The organism is Streptomyces sp. NPDC040610, assembly GCF_055594065.1.
The window spans coordinates 353,302-373,852 of record NZ_JBVIXA010000003.1 but is presented as its reverse complement, the minus strand read 5'-3'; the positions used below and the strand labels follow the sequence as shown (position 1 = coordinate 373,852).

General features: G+C 65.5%; 22 protein-coding genes, 1 tRNA gene and 2 pseudogenes. 8 read left to right on the top strand and 17 right to left on the bottom strand.

Features of this window, described 5'->3' with window-relative positions; translation table 11 throughout:
* Positions 1-106 precede the first annotated feature (106 nt).
* Together ACZ6AA_RS14365 and ACZ6AA_RS14360 are read left to right on the top strand one after the other, a co-directional pair.
* Positions 107-1,585, top strand: a complete 1,479-nt coding sequence (locus ACZ6AA_RS14365; RefSeq protein ID WP_468460897.1) for an FG-GAP-like repeat-containing protein — start codon at positions 107-109, stop codon at positions 1,583-1,585.
* A 126-nt stretch (positions 1,586-1,711) separates the two neighbouring features.
* Positions 1,712-2,797, top strand: coding sequence for a Yip1 family protein (locus ACZ6AA_RS14360; RefSeq protein ID WP_468460895.1), 1,086 nt, complete (start codon positions 1,712-1,714; stop codon positions 2,795-2,797).
* Between the two features lie 125 nt (positions 2,798-2,922).
* Here ACZ6AA_RS14360 and ACZ6AA_RS14355 read toward each other — a convergent pair whose 3' ends face one another.
* Positions 2,923-3,420 carry a phosphoribosyltransferase gene (locus ACZ6AA_RS14355; protein WP_468481628.1) on the bottom strand — a complete coding sequence of 166 codons (498 nt, stop codon included), beginning with the start codon at positions 3,418-3,420 and terminating at the stop codon, positions 2,923-2,925.
* Positions 3,421-3,428: 8 nt separating this feature from the next.
* Positions 3,429-4,004 (bottom strand): dCTP deaminase, encoded by a 576-nt coding sequence (gene dcd, locus ACZ6AA_RS14350; RefSeq protein ID WP_030362097.1) that lies wholly within the window; start codon positions 4,002-4,004, stop codon positions 3,429-3,431.
* A 649-nt stretch (positions 4,005-4,653) separates the two neighbouring features.
* Between dcd and ACZ6AA_RS14345 the strand changes: the two genes are divergently transcribed.
* A tRNA-Gly gene (locus ACZ6AA_RS14345) sits at positions 4,654-4,727 on the top strand.
* Positions 4,728-4,787: 60 nt separating this feature from the next.
* On the opposite strand, the gene ACZ6AA_RS14340 is transcribed toward ACZ6AA_RS14345, so the two are convergent.
* The 10 genes and pseudogenes from ACZ6AA_RS14340 to ACZ6AA_RS14295 all read right to left on the bottom strand — a co-directional run bounded on the left by ACZ6AA_RS14340 (position 4,788) and on the right by ACZ6AA_RS14295 (position 11,669).
* Positions 4,788-5,963 (bottom strand): tyrosine-type recombinase/integrase, encoded by a 1,176-nt coding sequence (locus tag ACZ6AA_RS14340; RefSeq protein WP_471458182.1) that lies wholly within the window; start codon positions 5,961-5,963, stop codon positions 4,788-4,790.
* On the bottom strand, positions 5,963-6,175 hold the full coding sequence (locus ACZ6AA_RS14335; protein ID WP_471458180.1) for an excisionase family DNA-binding protein: 213 nt from the start codon (positions 6,173-6,175) through the stop codon (positions 5,963-5,965). Before ACZ6AA_RS14335 ends, ACZ6AA_RS14340 begins: the two co-directional genes overlap by 1 nt.
* Positions 6,168-7,463: a replication initiator gene (locus tag ACZ6AA_RS14330; protein ID WP_471458178.1), complete on the bottom strand. Its 1,296-nt coding sequence runs from the start codon at positions 7,461-7,463 to the stop codon at positions 6,168-6,170. The genes ACZ6AA_RS14335 and ACZ6AA_RS14330 overlap by 8 nt, the downstream gene beginning before the upstream one ends.
* A gap of 180 nt (positions 7,464-7,643) precedes the next feature.
* Positions 7,644-7,889 (bottom strand): SpdD protein, encoded by a 246-nt coding sequence (locus ACZ6AA_RS14325; RefSeq protein ID WP_471458176.1) that lies wholly within the window; start codon positions 7,887-7,889, stop codon positions 7,644-7,646.
* A gap of 25 nt (positions 7,890-7,914) precedes the next feature.
* Positions 7,915-8,109 (bottom strand): hypothetical protein, encoded by a 195-nt coding sequence (locus ACZ6AA_RS14320; protein WP_471458174.1) that lies wholly within the window; start codon positions 8,107-8,109, stop codon positions 7,915-7,917.
* Between the two features lie 14 nt (positions 8,110-8,123).
* A pseudogene (locus tag ACZ6AA_RS14315) lies at positions 8,124-8,315 on the bottom strand (mobile element transfer protein).
* A 10-nt stretch (positions 8,316-8,325) separates the two neighbouring features.
* Entirely contained in the window at positions 8,326-8,958 is a 633-nt protein-coding gene (locus ACZ6AA_RS14310) for a DUF2637 domain-containing protein (RefSeq protein WP_471458172.1), read from the bottom strand.
* Positions 8,959-9,047: 89 nt separating this feature from the next.
* On the bottom strand, positions 9,048-10,367 hold the full coding sequence (locus ACZ6AA_RS14305; RefSeq protein WP_471458170.1) for an FtsK/SpoIIIE domain-containing protein: 1,320 nt from the start codon (positions 10,365-10,367) through the stop codon (positions 9,048-9,050).
* Positions 10,367-10,723, bottom strand: coding sequence for an SCO3933 family regulatory protein (locus tag ACZ6AA_RS14300; RefSeq protein WP_471458168.1), 357 nt, complete (start codon positions 10,721-10,723; stop codon positions 10,367-10,369). Before ACZ6AA_RS14300 ends, ACZ6AA_RS14305 begins: the two co-directional genes overlap by 1 nt.
* A 160-nt stretch (positions 10,724-10,883) precedes the next feature.
* The gene (locus ACZ6AA_RS14295) at positions 10,884-11,669 is read right to left on the bottom strand and encodes a GntR family transcriptional regulator (RefSeq protein ID WP_471458166.1); all 786 of its coding nucleotides are present in this window, start codon (positions 11,667-11,669) and stop codon (positions 10,884-10,886) included.
* A gap of 107 nt (positions 11,670-11,776) precedes the next feature.
* Here ACZ6AA_RS14295 and ACZ6AA_RS14290 point away from each other — a divergent pair, with 107 nt between their 5' ends.
* Genes ACZ6AA_RS14290 through ACZ6AA_RS14280 form a run of 3 tightly spaced genes read left to right on the top strand, consistent with a single transcriptional unit; the run spans position 11,777 to position 13,036 of the window.
* Complete coding sequence (locus ACZ6AA_RS14290; RefSeq protein WP_362330397.1) at positions 11,777-12,184, top strand: NUDIX hydrolase; 408 nt, start codon at positions 11,777-11,779, stop codon at positions 12,182-12,184.
* A 46-nt stretch (positions 12,185-12,230) separates the two neighbouring features.
* Entirely contained in the window at positions 12,231-12,659 is a 429-nt protein-coding gene (locus ACZ6AA_RS14285; protein WP_471458164.1) for an ATP-binding protein, read from the top strand.
* Entirely contained in the window at positions 12,653-13,036 is a 384-nt protein-coding gene (locus ACZ6AA_RS14280) for a hypothetical protein (protein WP_471458162.1), read from the top strand. Before ACZ6AA_RS14285 ends, ACZ6AA_RS14280 begins: the two co-directional genes overlap by 7 nt.
* A 378-nt stretch (positions 13,037-13,414) precedes the next feature.
* Here the strand turns inward: ACZ6AA_RS14280 and ACZ6AA_RS14275 are convergent, their stop codons facing one another.
* The 3 genes from ACZ6AA_RS14275 to ACZ6AA_RS14265 are packed head-to-tail and all read right to left on the bottom strand — an operon-like array spanning position 13,415 to position 16,170.
* Positions 13,415-15,145: a DUF2326 domain-containing protein gene (locus ACZ6AA_RS14275; protein ID WP_471458160.1), complete on the bottom strand. Its 1,731-nt coding sequence runs from the start codon at positions 15,143-15,145 to the stop codon at positions 13,415-13,417.
* A complete protein-coding gene (locus ACZ6AA_RS14270) occupies positions 15,129-15,380 on the bottom strand; it encodes an ABC-three component system middle component 6 (protein ID WP_471458158.1) in 252 nt (83 codons plus the stop codon). Before ACZ6AA_RS14270 ends, ACZ6AA_RS14275 begins: the two co-directional genes overlap by 17 nt.
* Complete coding sequence (locus ACZ6AA_RS14265; RefSeq protein WP_471458156.1) at positions 15,361-16,170, bottom strand: ABC-three component system protein; 810 nt, start codon at positions 16,168-16,170, stop codon at positions 15,361-15,363. The genes ACZ6AA_RS14270 and ACZ6AA_RS14265 overlap by 20 nt, the downstream gene beginning before the upstream one ends.
* A 470-nt stretch (positions 16,171-16,640) precedes the next feature.
* On the opposite strand from ACZ6AA_RS14265, the gene ACZ6AA_RS14260 reads away from it, so the two are divergent.
* A complete protein-coding gene (locus tag ACZ6AA_RS14260; RefSeq protein WP_471458154.1) occupies positions 16,641-17,588 on the top strand; it encodes a Shedu immune nuclease family protein in 948 nt (315 codons plus the stop codon).
* Between the two features lie 544 nt (positions 17,589-18,132).
* Here ACZ6AA_RS14260 and ACZ6AA_RS14255 read toward each other — a convergent pair.
* Both ACZ6AA_RS14255 and ACZ6AA_RS14250 read right to left on the bottom strand, forming a co-directional pair.
* The gene (locus tag ACZ6AA_RS14255; protein WP_471458152.1) at positions 18,133-19,089 is read right to left on the bottom strand and encodes a hypothetical protein; all 957 of its coding nucleotides are present in this window, start codon (positions 19,087-19,089) and stop codon (positions 18,133-18,135) included.
* Entirely contained in the window at positions 19,037-20,179 is a 1,143-nt protein-coding gene (locus tag ACZ6AA_RS14250) for a dynamin family protein (RefSeq protein WP_471458150.1), read from the bottom strand. Before ACZ6AA_RS14250 ends, ACZ6AA_RS14255 begins: the two co-directional genes overlap by 53 nt.
* Before the next feature lie 145 nt (positions 20,180-20,324).
* Here ACZ6AA_RS14250 and ACZ6AA_RS14245 point away from each other — a divergent pair.
* A pseudogene (locus tag ACZ6AA_RS14245) lies at positions 20,325-20,537 on the top strand (IS5/IS1182 family transposase); the annotation flags it as partial.
* Between the last annotated feature and the right edge of the window lie 14 nt (positions 20,538-20,551).

Here is a 20,551-nt window from a genome sequence, read left to right as displayed (position 1 = left end):
AAGGAGCCCTCGGGCGCCCGCGCACCACCGTCCCTCACACAACCGTTCCCCAACTCCGCGTGTCACACAGGTGAAGCCAAGCCACCACCAACGAGTTGGAGCACCTGTGCGCACACGCACCCTCGCCCTGGCCGCCGCCACGGCGCTCGCGGCGACCGGCCTCGCCCTGCCGTTCGCCGCGGGCGCCGCCGCGGACGAGCCGGCGCCGCCCGCCACCGAGAGCGACTTCAACGGCGACGGCTACGCCGACCTGGCCGTGGGCGTCCCCGCCGCGACGGTGGGCGGCAAGGCCAAGGCCGGGTACGTGAACGTGGTCTGGGGCGGGCCCAAGGGCCTGCACGCCAGGGGCAACGTACGCGTCACGCAGGCCACCGCGCACGTCCCCGGCACCCCGGAGGCCGGGGACAGGTTCGGGGCGTCCGTGGCCGTCACCGACGTGAACAACGACGGGTACGCGGACCTCGCGATCGGCGCGCCCGGCGAGGACATCGACGGGCGGACCGACACCGGCAGCGTCACCGTCGTGTACGGCGACGCGGGCGGCTTCGCCGGCTCCCACACGGCCGCGCGCGGCGAGAAGCCCAAGGACCAGTACGGCAACGCCGTCGTCGCCGGGGACTTCACCGGCGACACGGACATGGACCTGGCGATCGGCGGCACCGACAAGGTCGTCGTCAACTACAACCCCCGCGCCGACCGCACCCAGCCCGGCATGGGCGACCGCATGGGCGGCCGCGCCCCCGTCCTGTCCACGGGCGACTACAACGCCGACGGCCGCACCGACCTCGCCGTCGCGTACTACACGAAGCAGCAGCCGTACACCCAGTCGCACGTCATGCTCTACCACTACGACAGCCGCGAGGGCCGCCTCCTCCTCGACTGGGCCAACAGCAACGGCGCCACCTCCGCCTTCGCCACCGGCGACTTCAACGGCGACGGCCACGACGACCTCGCCCTCGGCAACTGCCGCGAGATAGCCGACGAGAACATCGACGACCCGTGCGGCCCCGAGGAGCTGACGAAGGGCGGCGGCATCCACATCCGCTACGGCGGCGGCCGCCCCGACAACTTCGGCACGCGCAAGCAGACCCTCAACCAGGACACCCCGGGTGTCCCCGGCGTCGCGGAGACCGGCGACGGCTTCGGTGAGGCCGTCACCGCCGCGGACGTCAACGGCGACGGCCGCGACGACCTGATCGTGGGCGCGCCCGGCGAGGCCATCGGGTCCAAGAAGAACGCGGGCAGCGCCACCGTCCTGTACGGCGGCAAGAAGGGCATCCTCGACGCGGACGACGAGATCGGGGACGGCACGGCCAACGGCTACGCGTTCCAGCAGGACACGTACCAGATCCCCGGTACCGCGGAGACCGGCGACCGGTTCGGCGCGGCGCTCGCCACGGGCGACCACGACAAGGACGGCACGCCCGACCTGGCCGTCTCCGCCCCGGGTGAGAACGCCTCGTCCGGCGGCGTCTGGGCGGCCCCGGGCGCCCTCCCGCCCGGCACCACCTCCCTCACTCCCAACTCCCTTGCCCTTCCCACCCCTTCGTCCGCACTGGCGTACGGGAACGTTCTCGGGCGCTGACCCGAGCCCCTGACCTGGGGTTGTCCCCTCAGGGTCCCCCTAGGGGTTGTCACAGCTCAGCCGCAAACCCGCTCTCCTCCACAGGACGGACGACCGCACCCCGTCAGACCAGGTACGTTCGATTCCGTGGCTGGATTCAGGATCGGACGCGGCGGCCGGGACAACCGCGCACAGCAAGGACCCCGACAGGGCCCGCCCCAAGGCGGGCACCCCGGTCAGGGCGGTCACCCGGGGCCGCACCAAGGACCGCGGCAGGACCCGTACGGACAGCAGGCCCCCCAGGGCGGCCAGCCGCCGTACGGGTACCCGCCCGCGCCCGGCGGCGGCCGCCCGGCCCCGCAGCCGTACGGGGGACAGCCTCCGTACGGCGGCCCGGGCCCCGGCCAGTACGGCGGCGGGCAGCGCGGCGGCCACGGCGGACCGCAGGGCGGCGGCCAGCACCACGGCGGCGCCCAGCAGTGGCCGCAGCCTCCGGGCGGCCAGGGCGAGCCCGAGTACTTCGGCGGCCAGGGCGGGCACGGCGGTCACGGTGGCCAGGGCGGTCACGGCGGCGGCCACGACCCGTACGCCGCCAACAACCCCGGGCACACCCAGTCCTTCTCCCTCGGCGAGGACCCGTACAACGACGGCGACACCTACCGGGCGGGACAGGCCCCCGCGGGCCCCATCGGCCCGAAGCTCCCCTGGAAGGACCTGCTGCGCGGCATCGTCTTCCGCCCGGTCCCGACGTTCCTCCAGATGCGGGACTACGCGATGTGGGGCCCCGCCGTCATCGTCACGTTCCTCTACGGCCTGCTCGCCGTCTTCGGCTTCGACGAGGCCCGCGAGGACGTGCTGAACGCCACGCTGTCCACGGCGATCCCGTACGTCATCACGACCGGCGTCGCGATCTCGCTGAGCGCCTTCATCCTCGGCATCGTCACGCACTCCCTGGCCCGCCAGTTCGGCGGCGACGGCGCCTGGCAGCCGACGGTCGGCCTCTCCATGCTGATCATGGCGATCACGGACGCCCCGCGCGTCATCGTCGCCCTGTTCCTCGGCGGCGGCAACGGCTTCGTCCAGCTCCTCGGCTGGGCCACCTGGCTCGCCGCGGGCGCGCTGCTCACGCTGATGGTGAGCAGGTCCCACGACCTGCCGTGGCCGCGGGCGCTCGGCGCGTCGGCGATCCAGCTGCTCGCGATCCTGTCGATCATCAAGCTCGGTACGTTCTGACGCGGGGGCGCACCAGCGTCCCGTACGCGAAGAAGGGCCCCGGCGAGCACAGGCTCACCGGGGCCCTTCCTCATGCACGTCCCCGTAGGGGCCAAGCATCAGGCCCAGACGTCAGACATCAGACATCAGGCGTCGAGAACCTGCCCCTGCCGCTTCACGACGGGCGGCTCGACACTCCACGGGAAGTTGATCCACTCATCGGTGCGCTTCCACACGTACTCGCATTTCACGAGCGAGTGGGACTTCTCATAGATGACGGCGGAGCGCACCTCGGCGACGGTGTCGAGGCAGAAGTCGTGGACGAGCTTCAGCGTCTTCCCGGTGTCGGCGACGTCGTCGGTGATGAGCACCTTCTTGTCGGAGAAGTCGATGGCGTTGGGGACGGGGGCCAGCATGACCGGCATTTCCAGGGTCGTCCCGACGCCCGTGTAGAACTCCACGTTCACCAGGTGGATGTTCTTGCAGTCGAGGGCGTACGCGAGCCCGCCCGCGACGAAGACGCCGCCGCGCGCGATGCTCAGCACGATGTCGGGCTCGTACCCGTCGTCGGCGATGGTCTGCGCCAGCTCGCGCACGGCACCGCCGAACTTCTCGTACGAAAGGTTCTCGCGAACGTCACTCATGGAAGGGCTCACACCTGGGTTCGATGGAAGTTGAGGAAGGAACGGGAGGCGGTGGGTCCGCGCTGGTTCTGGTAGCGCGACCCGTAGCGCTCGGACCCGTAGGGGGACTCGGCGGCGGAGCTCAGCCGGAACATGCACAGCTGGCCGATCTTCATCCCCGGCCACAGCTTGATGGGCAGCGTCGCGAGGTTGGACAGCTCCAGGGTCACGTGACCGCTGAATCCCGGGTCGATGAACCCGGCGGTGGAGTGGGTGACGAGCCCGAGCCGCCCGAGGCTGGACTTGCCCTCCAGGCGCGAGGCCAGGTCGTCGGGCAGGGTGATGACCTCGTACGTGGAGGCCAGCACGAACTCCCCGGGGTGGAGGATGAACGGCTCGTCGCCCTCGGGCTCCACAAGCCGGGTCAGATCCGCCTGCTCGACGGACGGGTCGATGTGCGGGTAGCGGTGGTTCTCGAACACCCGGAAGAAGCGGTCGAGGCGCACGTCGATGCTCGACGGCTGCACCATGGATTCGTCGTAGGGATCGATCCGGACCCGCCCGGCGTCGATCTCGGCCCGGATGTCCTTGTCTGAGAGAAGCACGCACCGAGGATACGCAGAGCGCGCGGGACCGCCCCAATCGGACAGACCCGCGCGCCTCGGGTACGGGGCGTGCTCGCCCTCCCCCGCCCGCTACCGCTTCTGCAGCTCCACCGGAACCGCGTGCCGCAGCCGGGCACACCGAGGACATCGGATCAGCCGACCGGGGCCGAGCCGGTCGGCCTGCTGCATCGGGAACGAAGCGGTGCTGAACACGTGCCCTTCGGCACAACGGACGACGGTGCGCTCCATCAAGTCCTCGAGTCCCTTCCCCAGAGCCGTATGGCAAGAGCCGTATGCGAGAGCCGTCCACTCATGTCATGAACGGAGGCCGTTTCCGGCCTTCCGACCGACGGCGAAAGCCACATTACGGGATGAAAGGGACGCCACTCCAGGCGGCACTCCGTCTCGTCCGGACCCCCGCACGCCGCCCTCACAGAACCCCCACGGAGCCCCTCCGGCCGACCCCTCGACCACCACCCCGGGCACCCCCGGGTCCCCCGAGGCGGCCCCTACCGTACGCCCCAACTCCCTTCGCCCGCAGTCACGCAGAGCCCACGCAGCGCAGCGGGGCCTTGGCGCGGCGGCGCCCGGGGCCTGGGATGGGGTAGAGTGTGCGAAGCTACGAAACCGGTTCAACCGGGAGCGTCGCGCGGGTGTAGTTTAGTGGTAGAACATCAGCTTCCCAAGCTGAGAGTGCGAGTTCGATTCTCGTCACCCGCTCCAGAGTTGAGGCCCAGGTCAGCGACCTGGGCCTTCTTGTTGTGCGCTTGCCGACCGCTCAGGTCACTCGTCGCGTGCCAGATCCGTGCCAGAAGGCGGACGGCTCGCCTCCTCGGCCCTGGTCTGCCGAGCCTTGCGTACGGTCCGGTGGAGCATGCCTGCCACCTCTTCCTGGCGCTCGTCCTCCGAGTGCTGATAGCCGAGCGCGGCCTTCTCGGAGGACTGCCCGGCGCGGACCATCGTGTCCTTGAGGGTGGCACCCGAGCGGGTCGTGAGGGTGTGCCCCGTGTGCCGCAGATCGTAGAACCGGAAGCCCTCCGGAAGGCCCTCGACGAGCCCACGGGCCTTGCGCCACTTCCGCCCGAAGGTGCTGCGCCGGAAAGGGGCCCCGCGCTCGCCGACGAAGAGCAGCCCCGTCGGCCCCGGCTCGGCGTACGACTCCATGTGCCAGCACAGCTCCCGGTGAAGGAAGGCGGGCAGGACAACGGTCCGCGTACCGGCCTCGGACTTGGTGTCACCCTGCACACGGCGCCCGTTCATCCGCTCCGGCTCGGCCAGGCGCACACGAATCCGCAGGGTGTCGAGGTCGACGTCACGGCGACGTAGGCCAGCGAGTTCCTCAGGCCGCATCGGACCGTACGCACCGAGATAAACCATCAAGCGCCACCGCATCCCCATGGCCTCGGCCAGCACGTCGACCTGGGCGACGGTCGCGATGCGCCGCTCGGCAGCCTTCTCCTTGCCCGCTCCCTTGATCCGGCACGGGTTGCGATCGATGAGGTCGTCATCAACGGCCGTCTCCATGACGGCCTTGAGCAGCCGGTACGCCTTGGCAGTGATCGTCTTGGCCCCAGTGGTCCGCAAGCGCTCGGTCCGCCACTCTCGTACGCGAGGAGCCGTGATCTCGTCCAGGTCGGTCTCACCGAAGGTGGGCAGCAGGTGCTTGTCGAGGAGGTAGCGGTAGAGGTCCTCCGTCAGCGGAGCGAGGTCGCGTTCCTCGACCCACTTCTCCGCGTAGGTGCGAAAGCTCACGGCCGCCGCATCCGGGTCCCGCCACTGACCGCGACGGATCTCGGTCTGCTTCTCGGCGAGCCAGTCGTCCGCGTCCGCCGTCGTCTCGAACGTGAACGGCGCCGGGCGCATCACGCCATCGGGCCCCGGATAACGGGCCTGGTACCGCCCGGATGGAAGACGTCTGATCGCCCCGAAGCGGCGCCGCCTGCCTTTGTCGTTGGCCATCAGGCAGCCCTCCCGTACCGAACACGCGGGCGCTTGATCGGCTCCACGGTGTGGGACGAGATGAACTCCTCGACCGCGCTCGCCGGGATACGTACGTGGCGGCCGACCTTCACGTACCGGATGCGCCGCTCCTCGATCAGCCGCCGGGGAAAGCGGGCAGTCGTGCCGAGCAGCTCGGCGACCTGGTCGACGGACAGGTAGCGGCTATCCACGGGTGGGCTCTCCTTCTGTTCCGGGGGCGGGGTCGAGGGTCGCGGCGAGCCAGGCCTCGGCCGGGGAGAGGCCGGTCCCGGCATAGACCCAGTGCGAGAGGACGAGGGTTGAGTCGGACTCGCTCTCGATGGCTGTTGCGGCTTGGGCTCGGCGCCATTCGGCGCGGGCGTCGCGAAGGGCTCCGAGGGTGGTGGAGTAGCGGCGGGACTTGGTGGAGAAGTGGCCGCGGAAGCCGAGCATGTGGGCCCAGGCGCGGAGGCGGAGGTCGGCTAAGTCCTTGCGGGCGCCGAGGCTCCAAGCGGTTCGGATGAGACGTCGGGCGTGGTCGTTGATGTCGAGTTGGGCCAGCTCGGCGAGGAACTTGAGCGGGCGGTCGAGCGCTCCCGTCGCGGTCTCGGCGCCCTTGGTGGCGTACTTGGCGATGTAGGCGGCGACGGCTCGCTCGGTCAGCTCCTGGTCGCCATCGAAGTCGGCGCTGCGGATGGTGCGTACGTCGAGTTGGCGGCCGAAGGCGAAGGTGTGTGGGCGGTCGTCGATGACCGGCCCGTCCACGCGTGCGCTGGCAGCGGCGGTCTGGATGGCGTCGGTGAGCAGGTCAGCCGAGGCCCAGGCTGGAGGCGGGGTGTCGCCACCCTCGGGACCATCGATTCGAATCACGGCGTGGAAGTGGACGGCGCCGCGCTTCTGGTACTCGGCGACCTTGGCGAAGGACACCCGGGCGTGCTCGCGGAGTGCCCGCTGCGAGAGTCCGGCCCGCTTGGCGACCTCACGACGTAGGGAGATGGAGAAGCGTCGCCACAGTGCTCCGGCATGGGCGTTCCAGAGCACGGCCGCTTCGTAGTCGTATGTGGACGGGGCGAGCGGGGTGCCGAGTGCGTCGTCCTCCTGGTCGTGCAGGACCCCGCAGCGGCAGCGACGGACCGAACCACCAGTGCTGGAAGGCCGGTTGTGGACCGGACCGAAGCTCGGTGCGGTGAAGGTCGCGAAGACGCGCGGGTGTGCGGCAACGCGTTCCGGGGTTCCCTTGCCGCCCCGGAGGCCCGAGGTGATCAGGTGGAAGGTGTCGCGCCGGTAGACCTCGGCACAGGATGAACAGCGCGTCGTGCGGCGGTTGTTGCAGCGCACGAGGAGCTGCCCGGCCGGGAGGGCGGAGGAGTCGAGGTGGTGGAGGGCGCTGCCGATCTCGCCGGTTCGGGTGTTCACGTCGTACTCGGTACGGTGGCCGTCGAGACGGATCGGGTTGGTGCAGCCGCCGAGGCCGGAGAGCTGACGGAGCAGGCCGGGCATGGTGCCGAGCGAGGCCAGTTCGCCGAGTTCGTGAAGCGGGGGCGGTGGCTGGGTGGCGCGGGCGAAGATAGTGGTTCTCCTTCTGGCTTCGGACAGGAGGGGTAGGGCCCCCGGGGCGGCGGATGCTTGGCGGTATCGGAGCCGTCCCGGGGGTCTGTCTTGTCTGGCGTTCAGTGGTGTTCAGTGCCGACGCTGGTCGCGGAGCATGGAGCGAAGGACCACGGCGGCGACGGCTACGGAGATGGCCGAGACGGCGACGGCAGCCAGGAGCGCGGTCAGGACGACTCCGCCGACGAGCACGGCCACGACGGCACCGGTACTGACGGAGATCTGGGGAGCCGGGCGGCGAGCAGGCGTCGGTTCGACCGGAGCATGGGTGTAGGCCGACGGCGGCGAGGGGTTCTCGGGGTACTTGGGCTGGAACACAGGGAAGCTCTCCTCATCTACTCGTCTAGTCATGTGAGCCGTTGACGATGTCGACGCCGGACCATGTGCCGGAGTCGATCGCGGGTGCCATGAAGGTGTGCGAAAGCAGGAAGCCGAACAGGGCGATCACGACGACGATCCAGGTGCGGACGCCGAGGAACTTGATCGCTCCCCAGGCGAAGAAGCCGAGGACGACGACGAGCGGCAGGCTGACGGTCACGGGGGCGGGTCCTTTCAGCGCACGGGGCAGCGGTGGGTCCGGGCGGCCAGTTCGGCGGCGGCGCGGCTGTCGTAGTCGGCGGAGAAGCCGCAGCGCGGGGCGGTGCAGGCGGCGGTGTGCTTCTCGCGGCCCCGGCCGTTGTACGACGTGCCGACCTAAACGGGACCAATACGGGCGACGGAGCGGAAGCGGCGGTTGGCGGTCACGCGATCTCCTTCAGAGGTGGGCGGCGATGGCCTCGGCCATGGGCACGGGGACCCCGAGCCGGGCGCGGAGGGTTGGGGTGTCGATGGCGGTGCCGGTGCGCTTGTGGTGATCGGCGGCGACCTTGCGGGCGTGCTCGACCAAGGCGGGTGGGACGGGTACGACGGCAGCCGCGGGCTCCTGCGCCGGTACGGGCGTGGGCGCGACAGCCGGTGGGGCAGTGGGCGCAGGGGCGGGTTCGACGGCGACCTCCTGGTCCTCGACGAGGTCCTCCGTCGTTGGCGAACTGGAGTGCGCGAGCAGGGTGCCACCGAGGAAGGCGACGGCTAGCCAGCCCGCGACGAGGATGCGGAGCCAGGCCGGCACGGCGTTCATGTCGAGGAGTCCGGCGGTGGCGACGTTCGCGCCGAGGGACGCGGCGAGTGCGATGACGAACCAGCACCATCCGGCGGCTTTCGCGTCACCGGTCCGCAGCCGACGCCAGGCGGCGACGAGCAAAAGGTCGACGGAGACCGGGTAAGCCCAGGCCTTCCAACCGTCCTGTCCGGCCGCCAAGGCGATGTCGTGAAGGTGGGCGAAGGACAGCGCTGCCGCGATGACCGCTTGGACGAGCACGGCGTCGACACGGGCCAGTTGGGCGCGCATACGGCGACTCCTTCCGTGTTCAGGCATGGGAGGGGTAAGGACGTGGCGCGAGAAGGTCGAGCCGACCATGGAACGTGAAGTGGCGCGTCTCAGACGACGGGCCGGAAGCGCTTGAGCGCAGGAAGGTCGGGGACCAGGTCCGCCGACTCCTGGCAGACCTCGGCGGCATCGCTGAGGGACAGGTACGGCGTACGGATGCGAGACCAGCCCCCAGAGGTGTCACCGGCCACGGCCAGGCCGGGCATCTCGGGAGCGATGGCGCAGGCGGCGGAGACCGCTTCGGGAGCGATGTCCCCGAGCGCCATCTTCGCGGAGGCTTCGTCGTTGACGCGGTGGCAGACGCGACCGGTCAACTGGGCCCGCAACATGGTCGCCCCCTTGCCCAGTTCAGCCCCGAAGCGCTGCCCGCATACCTCCAGATAGATCCCGGCAGCACGGCCGAGCTGAGCGAGCCTGATGAGCTGGGTGACCATCTCGTCCCGCCGCTCTTCGTCCTTCTTCGTGGCGACGAGGAAGAGCTCGGCGACTTCATCGACGAACAGAACGACAGGTACGGGGCGTTCGTGCTCAGGCAGTCCCCAGATGTCGGAGGTGATCTCCTCATCCGGCGTGCCCGGAGCGAGCCCCTGCCGAGCCTTGATCAGGTCGTATCGGTCCTCCATCTCCTTGATGAGTGCGGGCAGCAGCTCGGCGGCCTGCTCCGGATCGGTGGCGAGAGCCGAGAGGCGCGACGCGAAAGGCGCCAACTCCACACCACGCTTGCAGTCGATGCCGACGAGAGCGACGGGTTGTGGGGCGAGTCCGGCGATGAGGTGCCGCAGGTACATGGACTTGCCCGACAGCGTTGCGCCGAGGGTGAGTTGATGCGGAACGGCCCGGTAGTCACGTACGAAAGGAGTGGCGTCCTCTCTCAACGCCACGGGCACCTTGAGGAACTCCACCACGACCTTGCGAGGCATCCGCACCCGCCGCAGCACATCGAAGCCGACGAGCCGCAGCTCGACTACACCGGGCTTGGCCGCTCTGACGTACACGGAGTGAACTCCCCATGCGTGCCGCAGCCGTTCGGCGGAGGCGGCGACATCGGCAGGCTCCTGCCCCGGAGCAAGCCGCAGACGTAACCGCAGCCCGGTCGAAGTGGGCCGGATGAGGCCCCGACGCGGCGGCACGGGGCGGATGTCGCGATTACTGGTGGCCCGAACCGCCAGCACCCGGAGCCGGGACGGGGCGACGGTCAGACCGCAGGCCTCCATGACCGAGCCGTACGAGCCGAGCAGCCGAGCCGTGGTTATGGGTAAGCCGAACGCGGACCAGTGGACGCGGGGGTGACGGGCCCGGGCGTAGGCAGCCCCACCGCCGAGCACGGCGACGGGACCACCTACCTCCAGGAGCGTCGCGAGGTCACTCATCAGGCCGCAGCCTGAGCCGAGTTCGGGAAGGCGGCGGGAGTGACGGCGGCGGCGCGGTACGCGATGCCGTGCCGCTGCTGGCCGTTGAAGACGCTCTCCCAGGGCCGGGCCAGGAGCCCCGGAAGCGAGACCGGCGAGCCGAGCGCGAGCTCCTCGGCGACACCGCTCTCGGGGATGGTGACCTTCACCAGGGAGGACTCTCCGTCCTCGATGTAGACGACGCCGATCGTCATCAGGGCCTCGCCGGTGTTGGCGTCTTTGGCGATCTCGCCGGTCTGGCGGTCGCGGACCTTGGGCTCGGGGGCCTCGGTGAGCAGGATCGTCGCGGCCGAGGTCTCAACACGGATGGTGCGCAAGACAGACTCCCCATCTACTCGTCTATACAAGTAACGTAACGCGGACCCGATCTCCGGGAGCGTGGCCATCACCTTGCCACACAACTTGCCAACTCGTCTATACGAGTAGGCCTGTTGGGGCATACGAGTCCGAAGAAGAGTCGGTCTCGCGCACCAGCGGTCAGGTGGCCGGGAGTTGGTAGGACAGTACGTACGCGTCGGCAGCCATGACGGTGTCGCAGACTTCGACGGCCCGCCCTTCGGTGTCGTACGCGGTACGGATCAGGCTGATCACCGGCACACCGGACGCGAGCCGCAGCGTCCGCACTTCAGCAGGAGAGGGCATCCGCGCACAGATCTCTTCCTCGAAGTGGTCGAGGTGGTGGCCCAGTTCTTCGAGGCGGGCGTAGATGCCGCCGGGACCAGGGTTGGGCTCGGCAATCTGCGTGCCGCGCGCGATGTCGAGGGGAAGGTACGAGGTGGCGAACTCGACCGGCCGCCCATCCAGCAGATACCGCCGCCGACGAGCGAGCACCCGCCGCACGGACCCGAGCCGGGCGGAGATGTCCTGGCTGGCTTTCTCCTCCTTGACCTCCAGGCTGTCCACCTGCGGATGACTGCCGGCGGCATCGGCCTCGACGATGAACGCAGACTTCCCCTGCTCGCGGTGGCGCCGGGCGAACCGGTCGGAGGCGAGCCGCCGCACAGGAGGCCGCGGTCGCACGAAGACGCCCTTGCCATGCTCGGCATGGACCAGGCCTTCACCCTGAAGTACGGAGAAGGAGTTCCGGACGGTCATCCGGGAAACCCCGTAGTGCTCGACGAGTTCAGCCTCGGAGGGCAGCTTCTCGCCCTCCTTGAATCGCCCACGGTCGATGGCCTCACGCAACTGATCGGCGATCTGTCGAAAGACCGCACGATCGCTCGTGGGGTCGACATCGCCGAGCAGGCTCGGGAGTGACGTCACCTGTACTCCTTTAGGTATCTAGACGAGTGGGCAAGTGTTGTTGCTACGGTGGAGAGCCTAGCCATCCGAGAGGGCCGAGGACCGTGAGCACTGACCGTCCGCACTCCGTGAGCGTTGCCGGAGTCATCGTCGACGACCAGGACAGGGCCCTCCTCATCAAGCGCCGCGACAACGGCAAGTGGGAACCCCCGGGCGGCATCCTCGAACGCGAGGAAACCATCCCCGAGGCCTTGCAGCGCGAGGTTCTCGAAGAAACCGGCATCAAGATCGCGCTTCCCGCGACCCTTACCGGCATCTACAAGAACATGACGGGCTTGATCGTCTCCATGGTCTTCCGCTGCGAGGCCGCCGACGGCACGCCCACGACCGGCGCCGAGACTCGCGCTCTGCGCTGGGCCACCCGCGAAGAAGTTACCGAACTCGCTGACGAGGCGTACGCGATCCGCGTCCTGGACGCACTCGACGCGGCATCCCCGCCGGCCATCCGCGCCCACGACGGCGTCAAACTCGTCTAGCTCGAACCCGCTGCACATGGCGGCCTACCAGCACGAAGGAACTTGTATGCACGAGTATACGAGCATCGTCCGAGTCTGGGGCCTCACTTGCCCAGGTTTCCCGGAAGAGGTCAGCAGAGCCCGCCGCTGGACCCGCGACATCCTCGCGGGCTCGCCGTTGGCCGAGGACGCCGAACTGATCGTGAGCGAACTGAGCGCGAACGCGATCCTCCACACGGCGAGCGGCAAGAAGTCGGGCAGCTTCCACCTTGCGGTAGCGGTCTCACCGCAGGTGGTTGCCCTGTCGGTCACGGACGACGGCGGCACGGAGACGGCCCCGAAGACCGAGCACCCGAGTGGGGAGGTGGCACACGGCAGAGGCCTGGGCATCGTCGACTTCATCGCGCACCGGGTGGTGGTCCACGACACCCTCGGCGGCCACACGGTCACCGCGGAACTCTTCGTGGAAGCACCACCAGGAGAGCCGCCATGCTGAGCGACGAACTCACCCGCGGCTTCTGGTGCGAATGCTGGACGGAAGACTTCACCGCCAAGGGCCGGCCAACACTCACGGCATGCTCCGGCGCGCACTCGGCAGCCCAAGCGGACAGCTGGCTCTCGACGGCACTGCAGACCATCACGTCCACGCTCAACCCGATGACGCCCAAGGAGACTTGGGATGGCCTCTACGAGAACCGCATCGCCACGAGACGAGCACTCCTCCGCGCCCAGCCCTGCACGGCATCCATCACCTACACCGGCACGCGCATCACATGGACGGTCCGCCCAGTGCTCTTCCTCCCACTCGCGGACCGCAACGAGGCCGAACCCCCAGCCTGCACAGAGGACTTCAAGCCCCACACAACCGACTGAGTTACAACTTTCTCTACTGGTTCAAGGCGGCTCGCTCCGCTCCCCGCGCGCGGCCCGGCTCCCCGGGCCGCCGCTCCTGTCTCCGCCCCGCTCCGGCCCGGTCCACCAGGCCGCGCGACAAGAGCCAGCGGCCAACTGACCTCAAAGAAGGGGTACATCGTGGCTGGGGCGGTCGGCTCCACGGCTTTAGGCAGCCACTTTGGGGCGAGCCTCTAAGATCATGGCCCCAACGTCGTGCTTTAACGGGCAGGTCCACAGACTGCCCGACTCGCGATGAGCTTACGGGGCCATGATCACTCGCCCCAAAGCAGCTCCAGCCCAAAGCCGCTCCGCCGACGGCTCACAGAGCGTTCGGGCCCAAAGAGCACCCGTGCCCGATTAGAACGATATGCCCACGATCCCGCCAACCTCGGTATCGAGCACAGTTCTCCGAATACCATCCTTGAACCAGGGCTCACCAGAAATAGCGGGCGGCACATCATTACTATTCATCGCGCAAATGTATTGACAGCCAGATTGAGTCACTGTTTTTTGCGCCAATGACAGTCCAGCCGCAACCTGCCTCGGGTCCACACCATCGAAAATTACGGAGTCATGGATAATAAACCCTGGATGGCGTTTAGACTTCACACCTTCAGCCATAAGGGTAAGGTCGAAACAAAGAAGCTGCATTCGAGTGACGCCACTACTGGAAGACGTCGCAACCTTAATGCTGAATTTATAACCCAGATCATCAACCTCAGCAGTCAGAACTCCACTTACGCCGTAGAGTTCTTGCATCATCCGATCGAACCGAGCGGCTACGGTATCTAGCTTCCGCCGTTTTGCACTCAGGTCGCGCCCTGCTTCTTGGCGCATCTGAGCCTTCTTAAGACGAACGTCTTCTTGCGCTTGGGCAAGTTCACGAACGTTATTTAGTGCAGTCTCGATCTCTGCTACACGAGCCGCCACTTGAACCGCCTCTGACTGCAGAGCTGCTAGCTCTTCGAGAGCTCCGCCAGCATCCAGAACAGCCAGGATCGAGTTCCTACTCGAATTCAGTTCCTTGATTCTCTCGTCACGCTCCATTTGCCGAGTTCGTAGCCGTTCCAACTCGGCAGAAAGGAAGCGCCGCCTATTGCCCATCAACTTCTCATGGAATGCAGCAACCGCATCGAAGCTACGGAGAGCGTCAGGCGTGAAGGCCCGTCGCATCTCAGCATAAAGATCAGCTACGTCTGTGCTTGCGACTGGTTCCTCCTCACTCACCTCCATAGAGTCCCTGTAGAGCTCGATCATGCGTCGATCGACGACGCTCTCATTTCTGAGCTCCTTAAGCTCCTCCGTGATGCGATCTGCCCGAGCAATAAGACCCTGAGGATCTTCGACTACTTGGAACCCTGAGACCCTGGATTGGATATCATCGAGTTCGCGCTGAGCTTCAGCAAGCTCAAGCATCAACTCTGGCTCCGGCCTCAACGCCTTAGGCAAGAGGTTATTCTTAGTAGCTTTCGCAATAGCCTTGTATGTTTCGGATTCCTCTTCCAGCCTGGACAGGTCTCGCACCAGTTCCCAGTTTAGGTCGAGAAGGTAGGCAACATGCTCTCTTGAACTCCAGGCCGCCTGCTGCGGAAGGATCTTCAACGGATCCTTAACCGCTTCAGTTCGGATAACGTAAGAAAGTAGCGTGCGTGGCGAGATAGCTCGCTCGCCCGATTCAGCAACGCGATCTAGCGAGAAAAGGCCGAGCCCAAGGAGGAACTTCCAGTCATCTACAGAAATGGTTGATGACTCGTCAATAAAACTACCAAGAGCGTCGGTCAATGAGGCCGGATGGGAGAGCTTCACACGAGTCCCCCCTTTAACGCTGCGAGTCGCAGAGACGCGCTCATCAAACAGGTCTAGGTCCAAAGTAAAAGACCAGCCGAGTTCACCAAGCGGCGAAATTGACTTAGGCAGATTGCCACCTAGGCAGTAGTTAATCGCATGGATTAGCGTCGTCTTCCCTCGCGCATTCCTACTATGCTTTTCAGTAGCACCAGGGGCCTTGTCGGCAAGAATTACGTTAAATCCCGGCTCAAAGTTGACAGGAGTGAAGGAATCCCTATTTGCGCTAATCCGGCGCAACATCACTACTCACCACCTTGCTTAGCAGTGCCCCATCAAACTCCAGGAGCTTTAGTGCCACAAGTACGTCTAACGTCAGAACGAACCGCTCAAACGGGAGATCAGGATACAGATCCTTGTAGGACATCCAGGCCGTACCCACGGTGGAGGTAGATTCGAGCTGCGCATATAGCCGTGCCGCATGGACAGCAAGGCTACTTGACGTCTTTAGGTGTCGGTTAGGCAGCAGAAGACTCATGCTCGAAAATCTCACACATCTCGAATAGATGGGCTACCGTAGCAAGTGCCGCTGCACGCAACGTGTCCGATTCAACAGGCCCTGAATTCTCCAGCGCGACAGCGCAGATGTATTCAAACAAATCATCACCCTCCAGACCTTGCGCGATCCCGCCGTAGTACTCTTGCTTAAATCGCGCAGCCAGCAGGTTACCAAAATTAGGCCGTATCCTGCTGAGGGACTCAATAAACTCGCCAACTTCGTTGGACTTGGCCAAGCCGGTTTGAATCCGATCCTCTGCTATCGGGCCCAGATCATTCAGATCGATTTTCTCTTGAATGTCGAGAGGCATTACAATCGCATCATCTGTTTTCGCCGTAGACGTGCCAATAAATTTACAAACAATCTCTAGGTGTTCGAAGCCCACCTGTCCCATGGCGTGACTCATCGCACGAGCAACTTTACGTTCATGGGACTGCTTGGCCGTCAACAGATACTCTGTTGTGTGAAACGCCAGTTGAGTGTCAATAGCGTCATGGTGGGGTCCACACAGGTAAATAAGGTTCGCGGCACTACCGCGTTGCTGCGATGTCATGCTGGCGTCATAGCGTGGGCCGCCAGCGCTTGCTGCTGCGATATGCGCGATCTTTCCAACGACTTTATCGTCGTCCTCTGCGATCTTGGCATCGATCGTCAGTACCGCCCCGCAGTCAGGGTATGCACAGCGATCGCCACTCCGCTGGATGACGATCTTCGCTTGAGCTGCCGGCACAGGGTCCCTGGCCATGGTCGTCCCCCCAACATGGTCCATGCCAACACGCTTCTGTGGCCCGCTGCTTGGAGCAGGGCCACAGAAATATCCAGCCTAACCGGTCTGGTCCCCTACAGGTAGATGTTGAGCATCACGCAAGCTGACCACCCCTGCGGGAGATATCGTGAGCTCGTTGTCGAGGCCCTGATAGCGCTGACGTCCTGTCAAGCACACACCAGGTCTCGCACCAGGCCCGCTACACACCAGTCCGGGACTGATGCCACCGAAGCGGACTGTGCGCCTGAAGCCCCGCCGCGACCAAGCTGATGAGGCCCACGGTTGTCCGCCCAGGTCAGTACCGCCACCTTCCCAGCTGATGGATCCGAAGTTGTAATTGCGGGCCAACTGTCCGCAGCTTGCTCCGGTCGACGGCACGCACGGGCAAGTGCGGCTGAATCCGCTGCCACATCGACTGCGCCAAAACTGACGAAGTGCCAGCTGCGCCAGCTCAGCTGCGGCAGGATCGAGAGATGGACAGCCCCATTAACCCCTCCTCCGTTAGCCGTGGCCACAGAGGCACCTCCGCGTCCGTCATCAAGATCGCGTTTGGACGGTCCGCGAACAGGTGCGCGTTCCCTGAGTGTCCTCCGGTAACGCTGGACAACGGTGTTCCCCTGCTCGAAATTGCTTACATATCTTCATTCTCGGCAGGTAGTCCGCGATATTCGCCTGCCCTGACAAGAGCCGGAGCAGGCTCGGTCGACAACATCATCATCCTGTGCCCGACGCACCACCGCTTCGTCGACAAGAATCCCGAAATATTCACGGTCGAAGAACTTGCAAGAATTCGCGACGAACACTACGAACGAGTACAGCATGCACTATCTGCCGAGCAGAAACTTACCGCGTCAAACAGACTTGCTGTTCTGCTGGATATTTGGAATCAGAAACGGGAAAACGGCGACGAGGAATTTTGGCATCAGCTTTTCTCTGATCGCCCTGAGGCGTTCTCTCTCGCACTTGAAGGGAGAGCCTACACTCTGAGCAGCAAGTGCTACGTGGGAGGGAAATCTGTCGCGAATGAAGGTGGCAACATACTGGATTTTCTGGCCCAGCACAGCGGAAGCGTCGCGCTCGTAGAGATAAAGACTCCTACGGCGAAGCTGCTAGCGCCTCAGAAATACAGGGGTAATGTCTATCCACCTTCGCGAGAACTAGCAGGGTCAACCGTGCAAGTACTGGAGTACCGCCACAGCCTGATTTCGAATCTTCCTGCCCTTGCATTCGAAACGCCAGGTCTCAGGGCGCCCCAGCCAATGGGGGTAGTGATTATCGGCGATCTAGGAAGGGAAGAGATGAATGAAGACGGACGTAGGTCATTCGAGCTGTACCGCTCATCTTTCAGAGATCTAAAGATCATGACATACGATGAGCTGTTCGGTGGTATCCAAATGCTGGTAGATATTCTGCGCGATTAAAGGCTTGTGAGAACTTCGAGTCAGCTCATCCCTGCAGTGGAAACCAACAGGCGCCGCTGACAACACCCTTGTGCGTGTGGCCGGCACCCAAGACAGCCGTGCCAGAAGCGTGCCAGGTCGTGCGGGGAACCACGGGGAACACCGGATGCCAACTCGGCGGTCGCCTGGGTCACAGACGCCTTTAGGCACAGGTCAGCGAGGGAGACAAGGCCGGAGCACCCGAGCTTCCCAAGCTGAGAGTGCGAGTTCGATTCTCGTCACCCGCTCCATAGCTAAGGCCCAGGTCATCCCGGGCCTTTTTGCTGTCCGCGACGATCACTCGTCGCGTGCCAGATCCGTGTCAGATCGCTTCCCCGCCGCCTTCTCCTTGGCGGCGGCCCGAGCCCGGCGGATCGCGGCGTCTCGGCGGACCGCTGCTGCTCCAGCTCTGGAACGCAATGTCGATGGCGGTGGCGCCCACGACAACGTGGCATTCAGGGCAGGAGGCCACCACAAGGCTCGTCCCTGGCAGGCGCGCCGGACGGCATCTCAAGCAACCCGTGCGTCACATCGCTTTCAACGCGCCGAGGGATTCGAGGAGAGTGCCTGCTTCAGTGCAGAGCAATTCGAGCTGATCGATGGAGCCCTGCCGTACTTGGTTCTCGGGGTTTGCGATGCGCTCACGAACGTGATCCCGGGAGCGTTCGAGTTGTTCCCGGTACTGGGCCAGGTTGTCCACCAGGTGATCGATGACATCCGTTCCCTGAACACTTGTCGCCAGCGTGAACTGTTCCTTGATCGCAGTGACTTCGGAGTCCATCGCACTGATCCACTCGTCCTGGAGCACTTGCAGGGAGCTGATTCTGCGTTTGCGGCGATGAACGCCGAGGAAGACCAGTGCGGCGACCCCTGCGACGAGTCCGGCGGGCGGGAAGAGCGTGCCGGCCGCCGCGAGACCGTAAAGCCAGCCTCCGCCCGCTGCGACGGGTGTGACGATGCCGACCAGTGCGGCTGCACGCTGGACCACGTCATGGCGGGTGGTCGAGCGCCGGGCCTGCTGGGGCACGGAGAGGTTGTTCACGTCCAGGGTGAAGTCTGGGAGCCGTCCTGCGAGATCTTTGTCGCCGAAGACCTGATCGACCGTCTGAACGATGTCCTGCTTGAAGGCTTCGAACTGTTCGGTCCAGAGCGTCGCAGGCCCGGTCGGGGCCTCGATCCAGGTGCGGAGTGCCTGGGCCTTGGCCACCTGAATCTGGTTCGCTTTGGTGGGCCTGTTGAGGTCGGTAGCCCTGATGACATGGTCCAGCTCGGTGTGGAGGTGGCCCGCAAGGCGCGTGAAGGGGCGGACGGTCCGTGCGATGCGGTTTTGAAGCTTGCGTTCCAGGTCCTCGCGGATGCGAGGCAGGGCTGTGTCCAGGAGCTCCAGCCCCCGTTGCTGGCTTTTCAACAGGTCCTTGAGTTCGTCGATCTCAAGGCGTTCGTTGCTCAGTCGCTCGGCGAGTACATGGTTCCGTGGAGCCATGAGGATCTGAGCTTCCGTCGCCACCGCGGCGATGTGCTTGGTGCCGGCCCCGGTACTGATCAGGTCCTCGATCGCCTGACGCAGTGTCGCCATACGGCTTTCCGCATGTGTCCGTTGTGCGGCGGCCTCTGCTCCGTCCGCGCTGAGTTTGTCGGCACGTGCTTCGTTGGCGGGGGGAGACCGGCAGGAAGCCTTCGCCGATGAAGCCCAGGTCCGGTCGGCCGTCCAGCGTGAAGTTCTCTCTCAGGTAGTCGTTGTTCCGGGCGACCGTCGCCTGCCACTCCCGGGCGTTTCTGAAATCGAGATTGTCTGCTGCGTCGATGGCGGTGACCACCCACACGACCCTTTTCCGCGAAAGCAGATAGTGGTCGTACAGGAAGCGGATCAGATCAAGGTCGCGCTCTGAAAGGGTACGGCTGGCGTGCGTGACATACATGAAGCAGTCCGCGTCGGCCATCGCAGTCCGGACGATCATGTCGTGGATCGGGTTCGGGGAGCCATAGCCAGGCAGGTCGTAGAGCTTCGCAGGGAGTTCGGCTTTGGCGAGCATGATTTCGAGTTCGGCGACCTCGCGGCCTCGGTGCGCTCGGAGCCGGTCAGTCATATCTGCTTCCTGCATCGCGTACGCCGCGACCACCGAGGGGGCAGGAGAGTTCCCGACGTCCTCCCACTCGTCCTCGCCGGAGTCGGTGAACCGCACGCGCAGATAGCCGGTGCCGGACGCGTCAACGGTGGCCTGTTCGTCGACCGGAACTACGCTGGCGGGACAGGCGGTCGTGGGAATCGGGGACGAGGGCAGCAGTCCGACGAACTTGTCTGCGGTCTGACCATCGGCAGTTGGCACCTCAACCAGTTCGAGGCCTCTCTGCAGGCCACTGAGAAGGAAGCTCTTGCCAGACGAGAAGGCCCCCAGCAGCGCCACGTTGATCAGGGCTGAGGCCGCCCGCGTCCTCAACCGTTTCATCGTGCCCGCGTCCTCGAGCAGCTCCTGTGACCAGTCCGCAGGAGTCTCGGGAGCGGCTGATGCGGCACGCATCCACAGCTCGCACCGATCGAGAACACTGCGCAACTCGTTGCGTGCTTCGTCCACGTCCCTTGGCACCGTCACAGCACAGGTATAGCCCAGGTTGGCGAGGCGGGCAGGTGCTTCCGGAACACTCGTCCGTTCCGTGGTCCAGTGCTGGACCTACCCACGTGTCGAGAACCCACCTGATCGTCGACCGTCGTGGCCTGCCCTTGCCGATCGGCATCTCCGCTGCGCCATCGCCCGCGAGGGCATCGAGTCTTCCCAACGACCGGGCAGACATCGCCGGGTCGTGGAAGAGACCGTGTCCTGGCTATCAGGCTACCGACAGCCCCACCGCCGCCACGAGCGCGAGCCCGAACACTTCCTCGCCTTCACAGCCATCGCCGCAACCCTCATATGCCACCGCAGACTCACCAACTGAAGCGGCGTCTAAGG